Genomic DNA, 19,731 nt, shown 5'->3' with positions numbered 1-19,731 from the left:
GCCGGACGCCCGACCTGCGCGGGGTCAGGGCGGGCCTCCGGGTCGGTCGGTTTACGCAGGACGGCGCGCGTCACGCCTGATGCGGTGCGCCAGGATTCAGGCCGGGTGTCGGCGCCAGTCGCCGGTCCAGTGCCGTGACCGCGCCGCGGAAGGCGCGGCCCAGGCCTCCCCGCCCCACGGTGAGAGCCGCCCGGAAGAGGGCTGTTCCGTCGGCGGCGAATGTCCACTGAACGCGGGTCCCCTTGCCCGCGGGGGTCAGCCGCCACTCCTCCACCAGGGCGCGTATCCCCGGCGCGTTCGTGACGTCGACCCGGTACGCGTACACCTCGGGAGCCTCGGCGACGAGGACGGTCTCCTCGAAACGAGTCCCCCCGCGAAGCCGCACCTCACGCCCTGTGCCATCAGCGGTGGGCCGGGCGAGTGTCACCGCCGCGAACCACTCGCTCCAGCCGGACACGTCCTCGGCGAGCGCGGAGAACACCGCCTCGGGAGGGGCGGTCACCTCCCGGGCGAACACCAGACGCACCGGAGCCGTCTCGACGAAGTCGGGTCCTACCGGACGCAGGTGACGTGCCATGAGCGAACCCCCTTGCGGGAACCGGGTCCTGGCTCCCGTGTGTGGACGGAGCGCCCGTGACGGGATCCGCCCGGCCGCCTCGCGGAACCGACCCCGGTCGGCGGCGACGACGACCGGGTCGCACCCGCGCCACGGACGGCGCCGGCTGTCTCACCGGCGGCGCGGGCAGCGTCACCCTAGCTGGCGGACCGTCAGATGTCTGTATCGTCCTCGGGTTCACCGGCCACCACCAGGCGCCGCAGGTGCTCCGCGATCTCCGCGCGGGCCTCGGCGGGCATCCCGCTGTCGGTCACCAGCGTGTCGACCTGCTCCAGCGCGGCGAACGAACTGAGGCCCACCGTGCCCCACTTGGTGTGGTCGGCGACGACGACGACACGTCGCGCGGACTGGACGAGCCGCCGGTTGGTCTCCGCCTCCGCGAGGTTCGGCGTCGACAGTCCGGCCTCGGCCGATATGCCGTGCACGCCGAGGAAGAGGACATCGAAGTGCAGTGCCGCGATGGCCTGATCGGCCACCGGACCGACCAGGGAGTCGGACGGTGTGCGCACCCCACCCGTGAGGACGACGGTCGCGGCGCCCGGCCGCTGACCGGAGGTGCGCTGCGCCGAGTGGAACACGTCCGCCACACGCACCGAGTTGGTGACCACGGTCAGGTCCGGGACGTCCAGGAGCTGATGGGCCAGCGCGTACGTCGTCGTACCACCGGAGAGGGCGATCGCCGAGCCCGCCGCGACCAACTCGGCGGCGGCCCGCGCGATGTCCTCCTTGGCGGTCAGCTCCAGGCCCGACTTGGCCTCGAAACCCGGTTCGTGCGTGCTCGCCTCGACCACCGGCACCGCGCCGCCGTGCACTTTCTCGACGACACCCTGGCGGGCCAGCGCGTCGAGATCGCGGCGGACTGTCATGTCGGAGACGCCGAGTCTTCGCGTCAGTTCGTTCACGCGGACACCGCCGCGGCGGCGCACCTCGTCGAGGATCAGAGCGCGCCGCTGCTCCGCGAGGAGGTTCTGATTCTCACTCACGACCGCTCCGGTCCTTTCGCCGCTGCCTGCCCGACACTCCGTCCGAACCCACTCCCACGTGGACATTCTCCTTGTCCGAGGTCTGGAGGACGACCCATCCTCGCACGGGACACCGACAGTCGCGCCACTGCCCGCACGCCCACGGTGTCCCTTCCGTGCCGCCACTTTCACACGTATCGGGGAGATTCCGTGAGTTCGGGTGTGCGCGGAGCCCGGAGCGCGCGATCCTTGTGCCTGCACATGACACATGCGACAGGCGTGGCACGGGGGAAGTGCGGAACAGTGGAACGTGCACGGGAACATGCCATCGACGGGGAGCCCGGCAGCCCCGTACAGCCGTCCGAAGCGGCCGGAACCGCCCTGGAACTCCTGGTCCACGGGGTCGGCGGCGCCACGCCGGAGGACATGCTGGACGATCCGCGGACGGTCCGGATCACCGGCGACGCGACAGCGGCCGTCTTCCGGCGCGCCGAGGACGTCGATGCCGAGGCCCGGCCAGGCGACCACCGCGGTGGGCCGGTGCGCGAGGCATACGTGTGGTGCAACCTCACGTCCGGCAACGGCGCCCGCGCGTTATGGCTCCTGTTACTGCCCTTCATGGTGGTCAACCTCGCGCACTGGATGCGCCCCGCCTCGCAGGGCCGCGGACGGGCCGTGCGCCTGTACGGGCTGCTCGTCCGCCTCGCCGGACTCACCCTCACGGTGCTGCTGGTCGCCGCCGCCTGCGAGGTCGCCCTCGACCTGGCCGCCTGGCAGTGCGCGGGCACCCGCGCGTGCGTGCGCAACCACTCCTGGCTCGGCTTCCTCTCCCCGGACCGGCCCGACGCGGGCTGGTGGAGCCAGCCGGGCCGCCGCCTCGCCCTGGCCTGCCTGGTGCCCGCGGCGCTCACCGCCCTCCTCTGGTACCTGTCGCACCGCACCTGGAGCGCGTACGAGTCGCAGCAGCCGATGTCCCGCGCCGCCGAGCCCGACGAGGAGACCGACGGCACCGGACTGGGTCGCCCCGGCTTCTGGTACGGGCGCCGACTGGTGGCCCGGCTGCGTGCCGCGCACACCGCCGCGGGCTTCCTGACCGTCGCCGCAGCCGTCGGCTCCTCGGCGGCCCGCTACGACCGCAGGCCCGGTGGGCCCGCCGCACTCGAAGCGCTGGGCGAGCTCCTGAACGCAACCCTCGTGGTGGGCGGGGCCGTTGTGCTGTGGGTGGTCTGCCGTCGCGGCCGTACCGAGAACCGGATCGACCACGCGCGCGACCGGACGCTCGTACGCCGACTGGCGCTGGGCTCGGTCGTCCTGCTCGTCCTCGCCCTGGTGTACGCCGGCTGGTCACGACCGGAGTGGCACTCGACGGGGCGCCTGCCCGGCGACGCCACGTTCGGCGGCCTCGCCCTCGCGCAGGGCCTGCTCGTGATCGCGCTCGGCGTCGTCGCCCGCATCCTGTACCGCGCGAACCCCCAGGTCCCGGGCTCCCGCGGAACCGGGACCGGCACCGAGGACACCCGCACCGCGATGCGCGGGTTCGCGGGCCCCGCCGTCGCCATGCTCGCCTGCGCGCTCGGCGGCGTGATGTCCGGAGGAGTGTCCCAGCGGGTCGCCGACTGGCTCGACGGCACCCGCCACTCGATTCCCGGCCCGCCCGTCCTGCTGACCTGGCAGGCCTCCGCGATCCCGCCACTGCTCGTGGTCCTGCTCGCCCTCATCGGCTGGCTCGCCCGGCGCACCTGGCAGCTGCGCCGCCGCGAGACGATCGCCGTGGAACGCGACTACCCGAGCGAGGCCAAGGACATCGCCCGCACCCGCCGCATCGCCGGCACCCGTGCGATGGCCGCCCTCACCGACCGTGCGCCGCTCATGGTCGGCGTCGTCTCCTCCGTGACGCTGCTGCTCGGGGCCGGCGCCCTGGCCGGGGCCTTCGCCACCGGGGACGCCCCGAGCGAGGCAGCGCGGGGGACGTACGGCGTCGTCCGGGGCACGGCCGAGACCGCGCAGGCACTCGGCTCCTGGCTGATCGGCCTCGGCTTCATCCTCTTCGTCACCTGGGGCCGCCGCGCCTACAAGGACCCGGCCGCCCGCCGCACCATCGGCATCCTCTGGGACGTCGGCACCTTCTGGCCGCGCGCGGCCCACCCCTTCGCGCCGCCCTGCTACGCCGAGCGCGCCGTGCCCGACCTCACCTGGCGCATGGCCACCTGGATCCGTGCCACCGGCGGACGGCTCGTGCTCTCCGGACACTCCCAGGGCAGTGTGCTGGCGGCCGCCGCGGCCTGGCAGCTCAAGCCCGCGGTCCGCAGGAGAATCGCGCTGCTCACCTACGGCTCACCGCTGGAGCGTCTGTACGGACGCTGGTTCCCGGCCCACTTCGGCCCCGCCGCCCTGGCCTCACTGCACCGAGAGGTCGCCTGCTGGCGCAATCTGTACCGTCCGACCGACCCCATCGGAGGACCCGTCCGGCTGCCCGGCGACTGCGGCCCCGAAGTCGACCACGAGCCCTTGAAGGACCCGCTCGCCTACGGCCGCACCGAGCGGCAGCCGCTGCCCGCGCCGGTCCTCGGCCACTCCGACTACCAGGCGGACCCGGCCTTCGCCGACGAGCGGGAACTGCTGCTGGCCCGGCTGCTGCCCGAGGTGCCGGGCCAGCGTCCCCGGAAGGACGCTCACGGCAGCTCCGGCAGGTCCTCCGAGTAGAGCAAGGTCAGGTCGTCCGTGCTCGGCTCGTCCAGCTGGGCGACCCGGCCCGCGTGCCGCTCCACCATCGCCTCGAACGTCTGCCGCGCCGTGCGTCCGTTGCCGAACGCGGCCCCCTTCGGAATCGCCGTGAAGTACTTCAGGAGCGCCTCGGCCGCGCCAGGGCCCAGGCGGTACTCGTGTTCCTCGGCCTGCTGCTCAACGATGCGCAACAGCTCGTCGGGGAGGTAGTCGTTGAACGTGATGGTCCGTGAGAAACGGGACGCCACACCGGGGTTGACCGACAGGAACCGCTCCATCTCGGCGGTGTACCCCGCGACGATCACCACCACCGCCTCCCGGTGGTCCTCCATCAGCTTCACCAGCGTGTCGATGGCCTCGCGCCCGAAGTCGCGGCCCGAGTCCTCCGGCGACAGCGCGTACGCCTCGTCGATGAACAGCACGCCGCCGCGCGCCCGGTCGAACGCCTCCTGCGTACGGATCGCGGTCGACCCGATGTGCTCACCGACCAGGTCCACCCGGGACACCTCGACCAGATGCCCGTTCTCCAGCACACCCAGCGAGGCGAGGATCTCGCCGTACAGCCGGGCGACGGTCGTCTTGCCCGTACCGGGGGAGCCGGTGAAGACGAGATGGCGCCGGGCTGACGCCGCCTTGAGGCCCGCCTGCTGCCTGCGGCGGCCCACCTCGATCATGTCGGTGAGGGCCCGCACCTCGCGCTTGACGTTCTCCAGGCCGACCAGCGTGTCGAGTTCACCGAGGACGACTTTGGACCCGCGGGCCGGCTGCGCGGGTTCCGCGGCGGTGACGAGCGGCTCCCGCTCGGTGCTGCGCTGACCGGGGATCGCCCCCAGCAGACTCGCGGACGAACCGGACGTCTCGACCGCCGCCTCGTGCGCCGGGGCGCGCAGTCCGGTGCTCTCGTCGCTCGCGCAGTCCTCGACGATCGGACCTCCGCCGGGCGCCGCGCCCGCGTCGGCGAACTCGAAGCCGCCGCGCGCGCACCGCTCGGTACGGCACTTGCGCAGGGTCGCCCGGCAGCCGTCGATCACATGGAAGCCGTAGCCTCCGCTGTCCGCCACCCGGCAGTTCAGGAAGCTGCCCCGGCCGTCGGCGGACACGTAGATACCGGCTTCGGTGGGCGAGGTGACCGTGCAGCGCTCGATCGTCGGATCGGCGCCCTTGGTGACGATCACTCCGGTCTGCGTGCCGTCCACGATGCAGCCGGACAGGTTTCCCCCGCTGCCGTGGTCACGGAACCAGGCACCCGTCGCGGCGTCGCGGATGCGGCAGTCGTCGAGCTGCGCGGTGGCGCCGTCGCTCACCGACACCGCGGTGTTGCGCACCTGCGAGATGTCGCAGTCGACGACATCCGCGCGCGAGCCCCGGTCCAGGACGAAGAGCGCGTCCGGCACGTCGTGCACCCGGCACGAGTCCAGCACCGCGGTCGCGCCGTCGCTCACCCACACCGCGGGGTAGTCGCCCGTGCTGTCGAAGATCTCGCACTGGTTGGCGTCCACGCGCGTGCCCGGGTCCCAGACCGAAAGGCCGTTGCGCCCGAACTGCCGCACGCTGGTGCGTGTCAGTGTCAGCACCGAACGCGAGCGCAGATCGACCGCGTTCTCCGGGATGTCGTGGATGCGGCAGTCGGCGAGCGTGAGCACCGCGTCCGTGTCGAGGGTGACGCCGTCAGCGGTCGTCCGGTGGACATCGCAGTCGGTGAGGTGAGCCGTGGCCCGGCCGGTGATCTGCACCCCGGAACCCTTGACCTCGTACACCTCGCAACCCACCGCCTCCAGCGACGAGTTCTCGCCGGTCGCCGACAGGCCCGCACCCGAAGTGTGGTGCACCCGGCAGCGCTCGAGGCGCGGATGCGCGCCCCCGCGGACCACGACGCCCGACTGACCGGCCGCGACGACCTCGCACTCCTCGAACACCCCGCCGCCGCCGTCCAGCACGGCGATGCCGACGCCCGCGGGGTTGTCGACCGTGCAGCGGCGCACGGTCGGGCGGGCGCCACCGCGCACCTCGATCCCGGCGGCGGACCGGGTGACGATCCGCACGTCCAGCAGTTCCGGTGTGCCGTCCTCGACGAGCAGCGCGGGCGCGGCGGAGTCCTGGCCCTCGACATGCAGGTCCTGGACCACGGCGGAGGCGCGCACGGTCAGCGGCACGCCGTCGACCGGTGCGATGCGCACGGAGCCGGGGGAGCCCTCGGGGCCGCGCAGCGTCACCGCCCGCTCCACCACCAGGTTCTCCCGGTAGGTGCCGGGAGCGACGGTCAGGACGTCACCGTCGGCCGCGGCCTCCAGGGCGGCGGCCAGCGATGCGTACTCACCCGTGCGGCGCCGCCACCGCGAGGTTCCGGTGTGCGTCACCTGGACCGTGCCCTGTGCCATGGCGCTGTTGTGCCCCCACCTCGTCGTACGCGGGTCCTGCGAGGTCGTGCTGATGCCCCGTCGGTCGGGATCCCGGTCCCTGCCGGACAGCCTCTCACGACGGTGCCGAACAGTTCGGCCGGTCCACCGTAGCGTGCGCGGAGACGCCCGGTTGACCGGAGCGGGAAGGCGTCAGCTGCCGGTGCCTGCCTTGCCCCAGTCGGGACCTGCCTTGTCCCATGCCTGGTCCCAACGGGCATGACGCCGACGGATCATGTGCCCCACGATCAACCGTCTGGCTCCCGCCACCAGTCCCGCCGACAGCACGGCCGCGCCGAAACCGGCCAGAACGGCGTGTGTGGCCGCGGTGGCACTGTCCAGCGGGCGGCCCACTATGCCGCCGTGCAGATCGGTCCAGAGCGGGAAATGGTCCCCCGGACGGGGGGACTTGAGGGCGGCGATCACCGTGCCGTGCCGCGGGGTGCCGTCCGGTGCCGTCCAGTCGGCCACGACGCGGCTGCGGGTGTCCCGTGCCGACGACGTCTCGGGGTCCGGCGCCAGCGGGCCTCGGGAAAGCTTTCTGACCACGGTGGCGGCGACCTGCTGACGGTCCTCGCGCTGCTCCCGCACGGACCGCAGCAGCGCCTCCTGGGCCGAGGCCCCCACGACCGCTCCGACCAGGGGCGCACCGACGAGCACCAACAGGAGGGCGGCCAGGGCCAGCCAGGCCTCCACGAGATCCGTCGTGCGACGCAGCGGATTGTGCCGCCAGCGCCAAAGACCGATGATCGCGTGCACCGTCCCGCACCCCCTCCCGCGTCCGTGATAACCCGCAGCGGAGCCGTTCACTCGAGACGCGGGGGAAGAGAGAGCGAAATCACCCTCCCCCGGGCCCTGCGTGAACATCTCACGCCGACTCAACGATCCCGCCCGGGGCCGGGGTTCCCCGTGCGCGGCTTCTGGCGAAATGTGATCGCTGGGCTAGGCGAGGACCGTGACCGGGTCTCCGACGCGCAGCGTGCCGCGGGACTCGGGCACCAGGTTCTGCCCGAAGATCAGCCTGCCGGCGAAGCGTCGGTGGCGGGCGAGCGTGCGCAGCGGCTCCTTGCCGCGTGCGGCGGTGTCCTGGTCGGTCGTGGTGACGACGCAGCGACCCGACATCCTGGTCACCCGGAAGGTCACCTCGCCGATGGCGATCCGCGACCAGTCGTCCTCGGCCCAGGCGTCCGTGCCGGAGACGACGACGTTCGGCCGGAAGCGATTCATCGGCAGGGGCCCCTCGTCGGCGTGGTCACCCCGCGCGATCAGGGAGTTGAGCGCGTCCAGCGAACCGAGCGTGGTGACGAGCAGGGGATAGCCGTCGGCGAAGTTCACCGTCTCGCCCGGCAGGGCGAACTCCGGGTCGACGGGCCGGCGCGTGGCGGGATCGTCCATGTGGACGAGGCGCACATCGGCGCGCAGGTAGCCGCTGCACCAGTCGTGCGCGGCCGGGTCGGCGAGGACCGCTTCCACCTTGTCGCCGAAGATCTGCACGGTCGTGGTGCCGATGGGCTCGGGCACGGGAACGCTCACCGGCTCACGGCCCTCGGCGGACAGACGAAGGCCGCCGCCGGAGAGAATCTCGGCGGCGGCCAGCGCCATACGCGGCTGCTCGCGTTGCGTGACGACCTTTCCCCCGTCGTCGATCAGGACCCAGCGTCGGTCTCCGGCCAGCCCCCAGGGCTCCACCTCGGCCTCCCGGGGTGACTGGCCCCGGAACGCCTTGACCGGATGGACGTGGATCGAGTGCAGTTGCGCGTTCCCCATGACCGCCATGGTGCCAGGAAGCACCGACAATCCGGTTCGGGGAGGTCAGTACCCGCGGTACTGCTGCCCGTTGTAGGGGTCCTGGTAAGGAGCCGGGGCGGGCCGGGGAGCCGCGGGGCGCATCGCCTCGTAGCCCGTGCCGCTCGCCATCGGGCGGGGCTGCTGCTGGGGGCCGGGATAGCCCCGAGGCGCGGCGGCCTGCTGCGGGATGTACGGCGCGGGGGCCTGCTGCAGCGGCGAAGGCTGTTGGGCCTGCTGGTAGCCGTACTGGTGCGAGGGGCCGGCCGGCAGCGCGGGGAGCGCGGACGGCAGCGCCGGGAGGTTGCTGCCCGAGTCGTAGGCGGAGGGGACCCGGATCGGGGCGATCTGAGGGGTACCCCGCTCGGCGACGAGGGAGTCGTAGATCGGGGTGTCCTGGAAGGCGGAGTAGTAACCGCCGCCATAGGTGGAGCGGGGGGAGGTCATGGCACATAAGTTAAGCCCACGATGTGCTGGTTGGGGAGACCGATAAGAGGGTTGTTTTCCGTGTCGGCAGTGACGCGGGATCCCCAATGCGAGCGAACTCGGCAAAAAAGGACGCCAAAGATGGTTGAGATCGTGTAAAGGCCGAGCTGCGGACGGGTTACCGGCGGTTGACCAGGATCTTCCAGTGCGAGTCATGGGAGTTCGACGGGCCGGGGGATTAGGTTTGGCGGGAACGGAGCCGGCGGTCCGCTCGGGACGCGCACCGGCGCGGAGACACGTGATGGGGGCGTACATGTCAATGCCTAAGGGATCGAATGTTCCTGTCCCGACGACCGCACTGCGGGTGGAATTGGGGTGGCGATCAGGACCGGGGGTGCCCGACGTGGATGCCTCCGCCCTTCTGCTGGTGTCCGGAAAGGTCCGTTCGGACGCCGACTTCATCTTCTACAACCAGCCGGCGCACTCCTCGGGCGCTGTGCGTCACGAGGGGAAGCGCAACGACGGCGGCCAGGTGAGCGACGCGCTGCTCGTCGACCTCGCGCGCGCGGAGCCCGTCATCGAGACCGTCGTCCTGGCCGCCTCCGCGGACGGTGGCTCCTTCGGGCGCGTTCCCGGTCTGTACATACGGGTGCTCGACGCACAGCAGGGCACGGAACTCGCCCGCTTCGACAGCGCCGACGCGACCGTGGAGACCGCCTTCGTGCTGGGCGAGTTCTACCGGCGCCAGGGCGCCTGGAAGTTCCGTGCCGTCGGACAGGGCTACGGAAGCGGTCTCGAAGGACTGGCCACCGACTACGGGATAACGGTGGACGAGCCGCAGCACGCGGCACCGGCCGCCCCCGCACCGCAGGGGCCCGCCACTCTCGTCCAGGGGCCCCCGCCCCCCGTGGCGGCCCCGGTCACCGTGCCACCGCCGGTCGCCCCGCCCGTGACCATGCCGCCGCCCATGGCTCCGCCCATGACTCCGCAGCCGCCCGCGGCCCCTCCGGCGCCGGTCCGCCTGACCAAGGTGACGCTCACCAAGGAGGCGCCCTCCGTATCGCTCAACAAACAGGGCGGAACGTCCGGTGCCATGCGCGTGAACCTCAACTGGGAGGTGCGCAAGCAGTTCAAGGGGTGGGGCAGCAAGCGCGGCCGGGCCGTCGCCATGCACGCCGACCTCGACCTCGACCTGTGCGCGCTGTACGAGCTGTCCGACGGCCGCAAGGGAGTCGTCCAGGCGCTCGGCAACGCTTTCGGGGCGCTGCACCAGCCACCGTTCATCCATCTCGACGGGGACGACCGCACCGGGGCCGTGGCCAGCGGCGAGAACCTCACCATCAACCTGGATCACAAGCAGAGCTTCCGGCGCATCCTCATCTTCGTGACCATCTACGAAGGCGCGCGGTCCTTCGCCGACCTGCATGCCACGGTCACCCTGCAGCCGTTGAACGGCGCGCCGATCGACTTCTCGCTCGACGAGTGCACGGTGCCCTCCACGGTCTGCGCGCTCGCCCTCATCACCGGCAACGGCACCGACATGGTCGTCCAGCGCGAGGCCCGGTACCTCATTCCCGAGCGCGGCGTGAGTCCGCAGCGCACGGTCGACTACGCCTACGGCTGGGGCATGAACTGGACGCCCGGCAGGAAATGACCGTCGGGCCCCTGCTCCTCAGTTCTCGTCGAGGGCGGTGTCGGGGCGGGCGTAGGTGCGGCCCTTCCAGGCCGCACCGCGCCCCCTGTAGTGCTGCACCGCGGAATCGACCGTCATGAGGAGATAGAGGAACGCGGTGACCGGCAGCAGGGGAGCGAGCCACAGTGGCTGCCGGTAGTACCGGAGCATCGGCACATACGTGGCCGTCATCAGCAGCCAGGCGAGCCCTCCGGCCGCCGCCGCCCACGTGCTTCCCGTAGCGAGGCCCGCCAGAAGGGCGACCGGCGGCACCAGATACACCATCGCGAGCCCGGCGACCGTTCCGGCGAGCAGCGGCGGGCTGTGCCGCAGCTGGGCGTACGCGCTGCGCGAGACCATGCGCCACAGATCGTGGAGCCGCGGATACGGGCGCACGCTGTCGACCCGCTCGGCGAGGCCGAGCCAGATGTGGCCACCGCCCCGCTTGACCGCGCGGGCGAGCGCCACGTCGTCGATGACGGCATGCCGGATCGCCTCCGGGATCCGCGCCCGCTCGGCGGTGTCCGCGCGCAGCAGGACGCAGCCGCCCGCCGCGGCCGCCGTCCGTGAGCCCTTCACCGCGATCCGGCGGAAGGGGTAGAGCTGGGCGAAGAAGTAGACGAACGCCGGTACGACGAGCCGCTCCCACAGGCTCTCCACCCGCAGCCGCGCCATGAGCGAGACCAGGTCGAAACCGCCCGTGCGCGCCGCCGCCACCAGTTCCCGCAGACTGTCCGGCGCGTGCGCGATGTCCGCGTCGGTCAGCAGCAGATATTCGGGGTCCCGCGCGCGGGCGAGGCCGATGCCGTGGCGCACGGCCCACAGCTTGCCCGTCCAGCCCGGCGGCGGTTCACCCGGTGAGCCGACGGTGAGCGGCAGTCCGCCGTGTCGGCGCGCCAGCTCGCGGGCCAGCTCTCCCGTGCCGTCCGAGCTCCCGTCGTCGACGAGGAAGATCTCGGCCCGCCCCGGATAGGCCTGGGCGAGGAGCGACGGCAGGCTCTCGGGCAGGACGGCGGCCTCGTCCCGGGCCGGCACCACGACGCACACGGAAGGCCAGTCGACGGGATCGTGGCGGGCGGGCAACCGCACGTCCGTACGCCAGAAGAAGCCCTGGCCGAGCAGCAGCCACAGCCACGCGGCCAGTGATCCGACAGCGATCCACACGAGGGCGCTCACCTGTCGAAGTCTGCCCCACCGCAGACTCCCGTCGAGAGGGATCGTCTATGGTGACCGGGTGAAGATCGCGCTCATGGACTCCGGAATCGGACTGCTCGCTGCTGCCGCCGCGGTGCGTCGACTGCGGCCCGACGCCGATCTCGTCCTCTCCTCCGACCCCGGCAGCATGCCCTGGGGGCCGCGCACACCGGAGGACGTCACCGCACGCGCCCTGGCCGTCGCCGAGGCCGCCGCACTGCACCGGCCCGACGCCCTGATCGTCGCCTGCAACACCGCCTCCGTACGCGCCCTGCCCGCCCTGCGCGCCCGCCTCGAGCCGGAAGTGCCCGTCATCGGCACCGTCCCGGCGATCAAGCCGGCCGCCGCGGGCGGCGGGCCCGTCGCGATCTGGGCCACGCCCGCCACCACCGGCAGCCCGTACCAGCGGGGACTCATCGACCAGTTCGCCGACGGAGTGGACGTCACCGAGGTGGCCTGCCCCGGGCTCGCGGACGCGGTGGAGCACGCCGACCAGGCGGCCATCGACGCCGCGATCGCCGAGGCCGCCGCGCACACCCCCGAGGACGTAAGGGCCGTCGTCCTGGGCTGCACCCATTACGAACTGGTCGCCGAGCGCATCCGCGCCGCCGTGCAGCGCCCGGGGCGCCCGCCGCTCGTCCTGCACGGTTCCGCCGGGGCGGTCGCCGCCCAGGCGCTGCGCCGGATCGGCGAGATGCCGGACCCCGCGGCCCCCGCCGGCTCCACGGTCACGGTGCTGCTGAGCGGGCACGAGGGCACGCTGCCGGCGACCGCGCTCACCTATGAGGAAGGCCGCATCCTGTCGGCCGTCAGCCCCGCGCGCTGAGCGACGACCGCACCCCACTCCACCCCCGTGACGCCTGCTCGTCGGCGAAGGCGTCCGGCTGGCGGACACCTGCGGTGAACGTGCGGACACCCGGCGTACGGGCACGGTCCGTCACCGCTCGGTCTCCCACAAGGAGAATCTCGTCCACCCGGCGGAGTAACGCTCCGCGACCCGGTGCCCGCGCAGCGGAACCTGAGTACTCTCATGGACATGAGGGACCACCCCCACGGCGAAACCTCACCGCACCCGGCTCTGTGGACCGGGCACGCGAGGAATCGCGTTCAGTTGCTGCCCGCCCTGGGCGGCCTGGCCTGCCTGGCGCTCGGGATCGAGCTGGCCGTCGACTCCGGCTGGACGTCGGGAACGGCCCCGCTGATCATGTCCGTCATCGGATGCATCGCTGCCGGACTGCTCATCCTCTTCGGCACGCTCGCGTTCGTGCATGTCGCCGTGACGGTGGACAAGGACTGTCTGGAGGTGCGCTGCGGCCACATAGGGCTGCCGCGCCGCCGCATCCCCCTCTCGACGGTCGTCGGCGCCGACTTCGCGCCTCAGGTCACCCCGCGCCAGTGGGGCGGCTGGGGATATCGCTGGCGGCCCGAGCAGGGAACCGCCGTCATCGTCCGGCGTGGTGAGGGCGTGGTGCTGCGCCTGGGCGACGGCCACACGTTCACGATCACCGTGGACAACGCCGAGGCGGCGGTACGGATCATCCGCGGCCATCTGCGCCCGGACACGACCGGTGTGGTGCGCTGACGTCCCACACGGAGGTCGGCTCATGACTCCCGACGATCGTCGGAGCGCCGGGCCGGGGCCGGGACGACGTCCGGCTCGGTCGTGGTGAAGGGCCGCGCGGTCGCGAGCCCGGCGAGCAGTCCCGCCCCCGCGGTCACCGTCATGAAGCTCAGCGCGTTGCCGATCGAGGCGATGGCGGCCAGCGCCGTCAGAGCCGCGCCCGTGGTCAGCGCGATCGGGGTGGAACGCGGCGAGCGCAACAGCGCGTACAGGACCCAGCAGAAAGCCGCCGCGAGCAGGGCCACACCGACAAGACCCTGCTCGGCGGCCTGCTGCAGGGGCGCGGAATGGGGTTTGCCGTCGGGCACCAGCGACTGGGCGACGGTGGGACTGAACTCTCCGTAGCGTCCGGGTCCGACCCCCAGAGCGGGATCGGTACGGGCCATGCGCAGGGCGTCGTGCCAGAGCTGGACCCGGTGCTCGGTGAGCCGGCCCTCCAGGGACGCGGTCAGTCCGCCCGGCAGCGCGTCCTCGCCGATGGCCCAGGTCGCCCCGGTCACCAGCACCGCGGCGGCCGCCAGGCCCGTGAGGGCGAGGGCACGACGTCGCACACGGGCGGCGGCGAGTGAACAGAGAAGGACCCCGACGCAGGTGACGAATCCGGTGGTCGATCCCAGGACCGCGGCCGTCACCACGATCCCGGCGGCCAGCAGCCGCAGCGCGAGACGCAGGGCGGGCGGGCGTGCTGCCCAGGCGGCGCAGCACGCGGCGCCGCAGGAGAGGATCAGCAGGGCGGCCGTGGCGCCGCTGTGGCCGAGTTCCAGGCTGATCTGCGGGCCGGGTGTGGCGATCGCGAGGCCGAGCCCGGCGAGCGCACCGGCACAGGGGGCGGCGACCGGCAGGAGTGCCCCGAAGATCCGCCCCGAGGCGTAGCCCGCCGCCACGGCGAGCACCGCCAGCAGCATGCCCTCGGGCCGGCCGTCGTGCGCGGTCGCCGTGATCAGCGACCAGGCGGCACACGCGGCGAGCACGGCCACGCCGGCGCCGTCCGCGCCGCTGCGTCTTTCGCCCGTGGCCGCCGAATCGGCCGTGGAGACCGTCCCCGTGGAACCCACCCCGTCGCCCCCCGACTCCGCCTGACCTCGGGTGCCGTCACCGCATCAGGCCGCACGTCAGAGGCTCGGGCACACCGTAACGGGTGATGCGCCGGTTTGGGGACATGTTGTGCAGGAACGTTGCAGCAGGCGCGTAGGAGGGAACCCGCCAAGCGGCGTTCCGCCCATCGGGACCGATGAGGCCGAACTGTCGGCGCCCAGGTCAAGCGCCGTACACTCCCCAAGTGACCGCCACCGCAACCACCGTAGACGAGCCGGACCAGCTCGAACCCCAGGCCGTGCCCGCTTCGCGTGGGGCAGCCTGGGTGCGTCGCCTCCTTCCGGCCGCCGCCGCGGCGCTCTCCGGAGTGCTGCTTTACGTCAGTTTCCCGCCACGGACCCTGTGGTGGCTGGCCCTGCCGGCCTTCGCGGTCTTCGGCTGGACCCTGCGCGGTCGCAGCTGGAAGGCCGGTCTCGGCCTCGGCTATCTGTTCGGCCTCGGATTCCTGCTGCCGCTGCTGGTCTGGACCGGCGTCGAGGTCGGCTCCGGCCCCTGGCTCGCGCTGGTCGCGGTGGAGGCGGTCTACGTCGCGCTCGTCGGCGCGGGGATCACCTTCGTCTCCCGGCTGCCGGGGTGGCCGCTGTGGGCGGCGGCCATATGGATCGCGGGAGAGGCGGCACGCGCGCGTGCGCCCTTCGGCGGCTTTCCCTGGGGCAAGATCGCGTTCGGGCAGGCCGACGGTGTGTTCCTGCCGCTCGCCGCGCTCGGTGGCACTCCGGTGCTCGGCTTCGCGGTCGTGCTGTGCGGCTTCGGGCTCTACGAGATCGTCCGCCTGGCCGTCGAGGCGCGCGGCACCCGGGTCCTGCGCCGTGGTGCGGCCGCGGTGGCGCTGCTCAGCGTCGCCGTCCCGGTCGTCGGGGCGCTGGCAGCGCGGACGCTGGTCAGCGACAAGGCCGAGAACGGCACGACGACCGTCGCGCTGATCCAGGGCAACGTGCCGCGGGCGGGACTGGACTTCAACTCCCAGCGGCGTGCCGTCCTCGACCACCACGTGCGGGAGACCGAACGCCTGGCCGCCGAGGTCAAGGCGGGCAAGGTCGCCAAGCCCGACCTGGTGCTGTGGCCGGAGAACTCCTCCGACATCGATCCGTTCGCCAACGCCGACGCGCGCTACGTGATCGACGGGGCCGCCAAGGCGATCGGCGCCCCCATCTCCGTCGGTGGGGTCGTCGAGCGGGACGGCAAGCTCTACAACGAGCAGATCCTGTGGGACCCGGCCAAGGGCCCGGTCGACACGTACGACAAGCGGCAGGTCCAGCCCTTCGGCGAGTACCTTCCGCTGCGTTCGCTGCTCGGTGCCATCAACGAGAACTGGACGTCGATGGTGCGCCAGGACTTCAGCCGCGGCACCGAGCCGGGCGTCTTCACCATGAACGGCACCAAGGTCGGCCTCGCCACCTGCTACGAGGCCGCCTTCGACTGGGCCGTGCGCAGCACCGTCACCGACGGCGCGCAGATCATCTCGGTGCCCAGCAACAACGCGACCTTCGACCGCAGCGAGATGACCTACCAGCAGCTCGCCATGTCCCGCATCCGCGCCGTCGAGCACAGCCGCACCGTCACCGTGCCCGTGACGAGCGGTGTCAGTGCCGTGATCATGCCGGACGGGAAGATCACCCAGAAGACCGGGATGTTCGTCGCCGACTCGCTGGTCCAGAAGGTGCCGCTGCGCTCCTCCGAGACCCCGGCCACCCAGCTCGGCATCATCCCCGAGATGTTCCTGGTGCTGGTCGCGGCGGGCGGTCTCGGCTGGGCCGCGGCGACCGCGGTGCGCGGGCGGCGGAACGCCGACTCCTAGGAGCCTCCTGGGACGCGGTCCGGGGCCCGTGCCGAGGTGACGGAATCGCGCCGTTAGGGTCGGGGCCATGGCTACTCCCGACTTCATCCGCGAGATCCGGGCCTTCGCGGGCCACCAGCTCCTCTGGATGCCAGGGGTGACCGCCGTGGTCTTCGACGACGAGGGCAGAGTTCTGCTCGGGCAGCGTTCGGACAACCACCAGTGGGCGCTCATCTCCGGTATTCCGGACCCGGGAGAGCAGCCGGCGGCCTGCGCGGTGCGCGAGGTGTACGAGGAGACCGCCGTGCGGGTCGAGGTCGAGCGCGTCGTCCTGGTCCGGGCGGGGGAGCAGGTGGCGTTCGCCAACGGCGACGTCTGCCAGTTCATGGACACCACGCTCCGGTGCCGCGCCGTCGGAGGTGAGGCCCATGTCAATGACGACGAGTCGCTTCAGGTCGGCTGGTTCGACGTGGACGCACTGCCGAAGCTGAACGAGCAGGCCCTCTTCCGGATCAAGCAGGCGCTGGTTGACGCACCCACATGGTTTGAGCCCATGTCCTGAGTGTGAAGTGTGTGGGCTGACCACATCGGTTGGGGCGTGGGTGCTGCCTAGGGTCGAGGCATGACCGCGCCCAGCGCCCTCCCGGGCCCCCACGCTTCCGCACTCGACCTCGGCGGCCGCACCGCCCTCGTCACCGGCGCCGCGAGTGGCATCGGCCGCGCCTGCGCGCTGCGGCTCGCCGCCGCCGGAGCCAAGGTGAGAGCGGTCGACCGGGATGCCGGAGGCCTGGAGACCCTGGCCGACGAGATACACGGCCTGGCCGGGACCGTCGAGCCGCACGTCCTCGACCTCACCGACCTCGACGCCGCGGAACAGGCCGCGGGGGGCACCGATGTCCTCGTGAACAACGCCGGGCTGCAAATGGTCCGTCCCATCGAGGAATTCCCGCCCGAGGTGTTCCACACGGTGCTCACCGTGATGCTGGAGGCACCGTTCCGCCTCATTCGCGGGGCTCTGCCCCACATGTACGGACAGGGCTGGGGCCGCATCGTCAACATCTCCTCCGTCCACGGGCTGCGCGCCTCGGCGTTCAAGTCGGCGTACGTAGCCGCGAAACACGGACTGGAAGGCCTGTCGAAAACTGCGGCCCTCGAAGGCGCACCCCACGGAGTCACCTCGAACTGTGTGAACCCCGCCTATGTGCGCACCGCACTCGTCGAGAAACAACTGGCCGACCAGGCACGGACACACGGCATCCCGCGGGAGCGCGTCCTGACCGAGATCCTGCTGAAGGACAGCGCCGTCAAGCGACTCATCGAGCCGGCGGAGGTCGCCGAGGCGGTGGCCTACCTCTGCGGACCGCAGGCGGCCTTCATGACCGGAACATCGCTGACTCTGGACGGGGGCTGGACCGCGCACTGAGCGAGGCCGAAGCCCGCCCCGCGTCGAGCCGTATCGGAGCAGGTCGTGAGTTATCCACAGGGCCGCGGCGCCGATCCGCGGATGCGCCATCCTGTTGCCATGTCCCGCGATCACCTGCCATCAGCCGAGCGCTCCGCCGACAGCGTGGAAGCGCCGTTCCTGGAACTCCTGGCCAGAGGAGCGACCGCCGACGCCTACGAGCGGCCGGTGCTGCTCGCCCGGGCCGAGGGCCTGCCCGCCGACCGCGTCGCCGCGCTCGAACAGGCCAAGCTGCTCGCCCTGCGCGTGCGCACGGAGATAGAGGGACGGCGCCGCCGCGAGGCCGAACTCTCCGCGCTCTTCGAGACCGCGCACGACCTCGCGGGCCTGCGCGACCTCGACGCCGTGCTGCAGGCGATCGTGCAGCGGGCCCGGTCCCTGCTGGGCACGGACGTGGCATATCTCAGCCTGAACGACACGGCCGAAGGCGACACCTACATGCGTGTCACCGAAGGCTCGGTCGCGGCACGCTTCCAGCAGTTGCGGCTCGGCATGGGGGAGGGCCTGGGAGGGCTCGTCGCGCAGACGGCCCGCCCCTATGTCACCGACGACTACTTCAAGGACGCGCGCTTCCAGCACACCCGCACCATCGACGCGGGCGTACGGGACGAGGGGCTCGTCGCGATCCTCGGCGTGCCGCTGATGATCGGACCCCAGGTCATCGGTGTGCTGTTCGCGGCGGACCGCAGGGCGCGCGTCTTCGAGCGGGAACAGATCGCACTGCTCGGCTCCTTCGCGGCGCTGGCCGCGGCAGCCATCGACACGGCCAACGCACTGGCGGACACCCGATCCGCCCTCGACCGCCTGGGCCGCGCCAACGACATCATCCGGGACCGCAGCGGAGTGATCGAGCGCGCCTCGGACGTCCACGACCGGCTCGCCGAACTCGTCCTGCGCGGCGGGGGAGTCCATGACGTGGCCGCCGCGGTGTCCGAAGTCCTGGACGGCACGGTCGAGTTCGCCGAGCCCGGTGCCACACCGGCCATCGCGGTGGAGGCCGCCCGCGCCGACGGCCACGCCGTGCGACACGGTGACGACTGGGTCACCGCGGTGGCAGCCGGCGGCGAGCTGCTCGGCGCCCTGGTGCTCCGCGGGCACCCGGGCCTCGACCCCGTCGACCAGCGCACCCTGGAGCGCGCCGCCATGGTGACCTCCCTGCTCCTGCTCGCCAGACGCTCGGCCTCGGAAGCCGAACAGCGCGTACGCGGCGAGCTGTTGGACGACCTGCTGGACGCCCGGGACCGCGATCCGAGGCTGTTGCGCGAGCGGGCCGCGCGGCTGCACGCCGACCTCGACGGCCTTCACGTGGTGCTCGCGGCCCGACTCGACGTCACGGCCGCCGACGCCGACCAGGAGGCGAGCGCACGCAGACGGCTGTGGTCCGCCGCGTCCCATCTCGCCACCACCCGCCACGGACTGGCGGCCGCCCGCGACGGTGGCACCGTCCTGCTGCTCCCCCTCGGACCCGGCGACACAGCGACGACACTGGCCCGCCGCACGGCCAAGCAGCTCGGTACCGCCGTCCACGAAGCGGTAAGCGTCGGTGCCTCGGCACCCGTCGACCGGCTCGCGGCGCGACCCGAAACGGTGGCCTCGGCGTACACGGAGGGCCGACGCTGCCTGGAGGCACTGCGCCTGCTCGGCAGGGCCGGCGACGGCGCGGCCGCCGAGGACTTCGGGTTCCTGGGACTGCTCCTCGCAGGGGACCGGGACATCTCCGGGTTCGTCGACCGCACCATCGGCGGAGTCGTCACCTACGACGAACGGCGCGGCACCGACCTGCTGCACACCCTCGACGCGTACTTCGCGAGCGGCATGAGCCCTGCGCGCACGAAGGACGCCCTGCACGTGCATGTGAACACCGTCGCACAGCGGTTGGAGCGGGTGGGGCGCCTGCTCGGGGACGACTGGCAGAGCCCGGCCCGCGCTTTGGAGATCCAACTCGCTCTGAGACTGCACCGGTTGTCGTCGGACGCACCGCGCTGATCCCCGCACGCGGAT

The 19,731-nt window shown here is 72.2% G+C and carries 16 protein-coding genes; 8 read left to right on the top strand and 8 right to left on the bottom strand.

All coding sequences use genetic code 11. The annotated features are described in order from the left end of the window. Positions 1–70: 70 nt before the first annotated feature. Positions 71–577, bottom strand: coding sequence for an SRPBCC family protein (locus OG788_RS07415; protein WP_351542256.1), 507 nt, complete (start codon positions 575–577; stop codon positions 71–73). A 191-nt stretch (positions 578–768) separates the two neighbouring features. Further along, a complete protein-coding gene (locus OG788_RS07410) occupies positions 769–1,599 on the bottom strand; it encodes a DeoR/GlpR family DNA-binding transcription regulator (protein WP_356750164.1) in 831 nt (276 codons plus the stop codon). A 282-nt stretch (positions 1,600–1,881) separates the two neighbouring features. Here OG788_RS07410 and OG788_RS07405 point away from each other — a divergent pair, with 282 nt between their 5' ends. After that, the gene (locus tag OG788_RS07405) at positions 1,882–4,281 is read left to right on the top strand and encodes a hypothetical protein (protein ID WP_406369633.1); all 2,400 of its coding nucleotides are present in this window, start codon (positions 1,882–1,884) and stop codon (positions 4,279–4,281) included. Here the strand turns inward: OG788_RS07405 and OG788_RS07400 are convergent. The 4 genes from OG788_RS07400 to OG788_RS07385 form a co-directional block, all read right to left on the bottom strand. Further along, the gene (locus OG788_RS07400) at positions 4,251–6,680 is read right to left on the bottom strand and encodes a right-handed parallel beta-helix repeat-containing protein (RefSeq protein ID WP_406369632.1); all 2,430 of its coding nucleotides are present in this window, start codon (positions 6,678–6,680) and stop codon (positions 4,251–4,253) included. The genes OG788_RS07405 and OG788_RS07400 overlap by 31 nt on opposite strands. Positions 6,681–6,851: 171 nt before the next feature. Next, entirely contained in the window at positions 6,852–7,457 is a 606-nt protein-coding gene (locus tag OG788_RS07395; protein ID WP_406369631.1) for a hypothetical protein, read from the bottom strand. Between the two features lie 183 nt (positions 7,458–7,640). Next, a complete protein-coding gene (locus OG788_RS07390; RefSeq protein ID WP_406369630.1) occupies positions 7,641–8,465 on the bottom strand; it encodes an MOSC domain-containing protein in 825 nt (274 codons plus the stop codon). Positions 8,466–8,510: 45 nt separating this feature from the next. Beyond that, positions 8,511–8,930, bottom strand: coding sequence for a DUF6643 family protein (locus tag OG788_RS07385; protein WP_351542261.1), 420 nt, complete (start codon positions 8,928–8,930; stop codon positions 8,511–8,513). Positions 8,931–9,222: 292 nt separating this feature from the next. On the opposite strand from OG788_RS07385, the gene OG788_RS07380 reads away from it, so the two are divergent. Continuing rightward, positions 9,223–10,563, top strand: coding sequence for a TerD family protein (locus OG788_RS07380; RefSeq protein WP_406369629.1), 1,341 nt, complete (start codon positions 9,223–9,225; stop codon positions 10,561–10,563). An 18-nt stretch (positions 10,564–10,581) separates the two neighbouring features. On the opposite strand, the gene OG788_RS07375 is transcribed toward OG788_RS07380, so the two are convergent. Further along, the gene (locus OG788_RS07375; RefSeq protein WP_406369628.1) at positions 10,582–11,757 is read right to left on the bottom strand and encodes a glycosyltransferase; all 1,176 of its coding nucleotides are present in this window, start codon (positions 11,755–11,757) and stop codon (positions 10,582–10,584) included. A 58-nt stretch (positions 11,758–11,815) separates the two neighbouring features. Between OG788_RS07375 and OG788_RS07370 the strand changes: the two genes are divergently transcribed. Further along, positions 11,816–12,601, top strand: coding sequence for a glutamate racemase (locus OG788_RS07370; protein ID WP_406369627.1), 786 nt, complete (start codon positions 11,816–11,818; stop codon positions 12,599–12,601). A gap of 210 nt (positions 12,602–12,811) precedes the next feature. After that, the gene (locus tag OG788_RS07365) at positions 12,812–13,357 is read left to right on the top strand and encodes a hypothetical protein (RefSeq protein ID WP_406369626.1); all 546 of its coding nucleotides are present in this window, start codon (positions 12,812–12,814) and stop codon (positions 13,355–13,357) included. A gap of 20 nt (positions 13,358–13,377) precedes the next feature. Here OG788_RS07365 and OG788_RS07360 read toward each other — a convergent pair whose 3' ends face one another. Further along, a complete protein-coding gene (locus OG788_RS07360; RefSeq protein ID WP_406369625.1) occupies positions 13,378–14,451 on the bottom strand; it encodes an O-antigen ligase family protein in 1,074 nt (357 codons plus the stop codon). Positions 14,452–14,675: 224 nt separating this feature from the next. Between OG788_RS07360 and lnt the strand changes: the two genes are divergently transcribed. The 4 genes from lnt to OG788_RS07340 all read left to right on the top strand — a co-directional run bounded on the left by lnt (position 14,676) and on the right by OG788_RS07340 (position 19,716). Then, the gene (gene lnt, locus OG788_RS07355) at positions 14,676–16,289 is read left to right on the top strand and encodes an apolipoprotein N-acyltransferase (RefSeq protein WP_406369624.1); all 1,614 of its coding nucleotides are present in this window, start codon (positions 14,676–14,678) and stop codon (positions 16,287–16,289) included. A gap of 67 nt (positions 16,290–16,356) precedes the next feature. Continuing rightward, positions 16,357–16,830: an NUDIX hydrolase gene (locus OG788_RS07350; protein WP_406369623.1), complete on the top strand. Its 474-nt coding sequence runs from the start codon at positions 16,357–16,359 to the stop codon at positions 16,828–16,830. Positions 16,831–16,890: 60 nt separating this feature from the next. Further along, a complete protein-coding gene (locus OG788_RS07345) occupies positions 16,891–17,691 on the top strand; it encodes a 3-hydroxybutyrate dehydrogenase (RefSeq protein ID WP_406369622.1) in 801 nt (266 codons plus the stop codon). A 99-nt stretch (positions 17,692–17,790) separates the two neighbouring features. Next, positions 17,791–19,716, top strand: a complete 1,926-nt coding sequence (locus OG788_RS07340; protein ID WP_351542270.1) for a GAF domain-containing protein — start codon at positions 17,791–17,793, stop codon at positions 19,714–19,716. The last annotated feature ends 15 nt before the right edge of the window (positions 19,717–19,731 follow it).

Origin of the sequence: Streptomyces sp. NBC_00647 (assembly GCF_045207245.1) — a bacterium.
Classification (GTDB): Bacteria; Actinomycetota; Actinomycetes; order Streptomycetales; family Streptomycetaceae; genus Streptomyces.
This window is presented reverse-complemented; position numbering and strand designations above follow the sequence as displayed.

Bases quoted from the DNA above. Each gene is read 5' to 3' on its own strand.
- OG788_RS07415 (WP_351542256.1), bottom strand. From the start codon at position 577: ATGGCACGTCACCTGCGTCCGGTAGGACCCGACTTCGTCGAGACGGCT.
- OG788_RS07400 (WP_406369632.1), bottom strand. From the start codon at position 6,680: ATGGCACAGGGCACGGTCCAGGTGACGCACACCGGAACCTCGCGGTGG.
- OG788_RS07390 (WP_406369630.1), bottom strand. From the start codon at position 8,465: ATGGGGAACGCGCAACTGCACTCGATCCACGTCCATCCGGTCAAGGCG.
- OG788_RS07385 (WP_351542261.1), bottom strand. From the start codon at position 8,930: ATGACCTCCCCCCGCTCCACCTATGGCGGCGGTTACTACTCCGCCTTC.
- OG788_RS07380 (WP_406369629.1), top strand. From the start codon at position 9,223: ATGTCAATGCCTAAGGGATCGAATGTTCCTGTCCCGACGACCGCACTG.
- OG788_RS07365 (WP_406369626.1), top strand. From the start codon at position 12,812: ATGAGGGACCACCCCCACGGCGAAACCTCACCGCACCCGGCTCTGTGG.
- OG788_RS07350 (WP_406369623.1), top strand. From the start codon at position 16,357: ATGGCTACTCCCGACTTCATCCGCGAGATCCGGGCCTTCGCGGGCCAC.
- OG788_RS07345 (WP_406369622.1), top strand. From the start codon at position 16,891: ATGACCGCGCCCAGCGCCCTCCCGGGCCCCCACGCTTCCGCACTCGAC.
- OG788_RS07340 (WP_351542270.1), top strand. From the start codon at position 17,791: ATGTCCCGCGATCACCTGCCATCAGCCGAGCGCTCCGCCGACAGCGTG.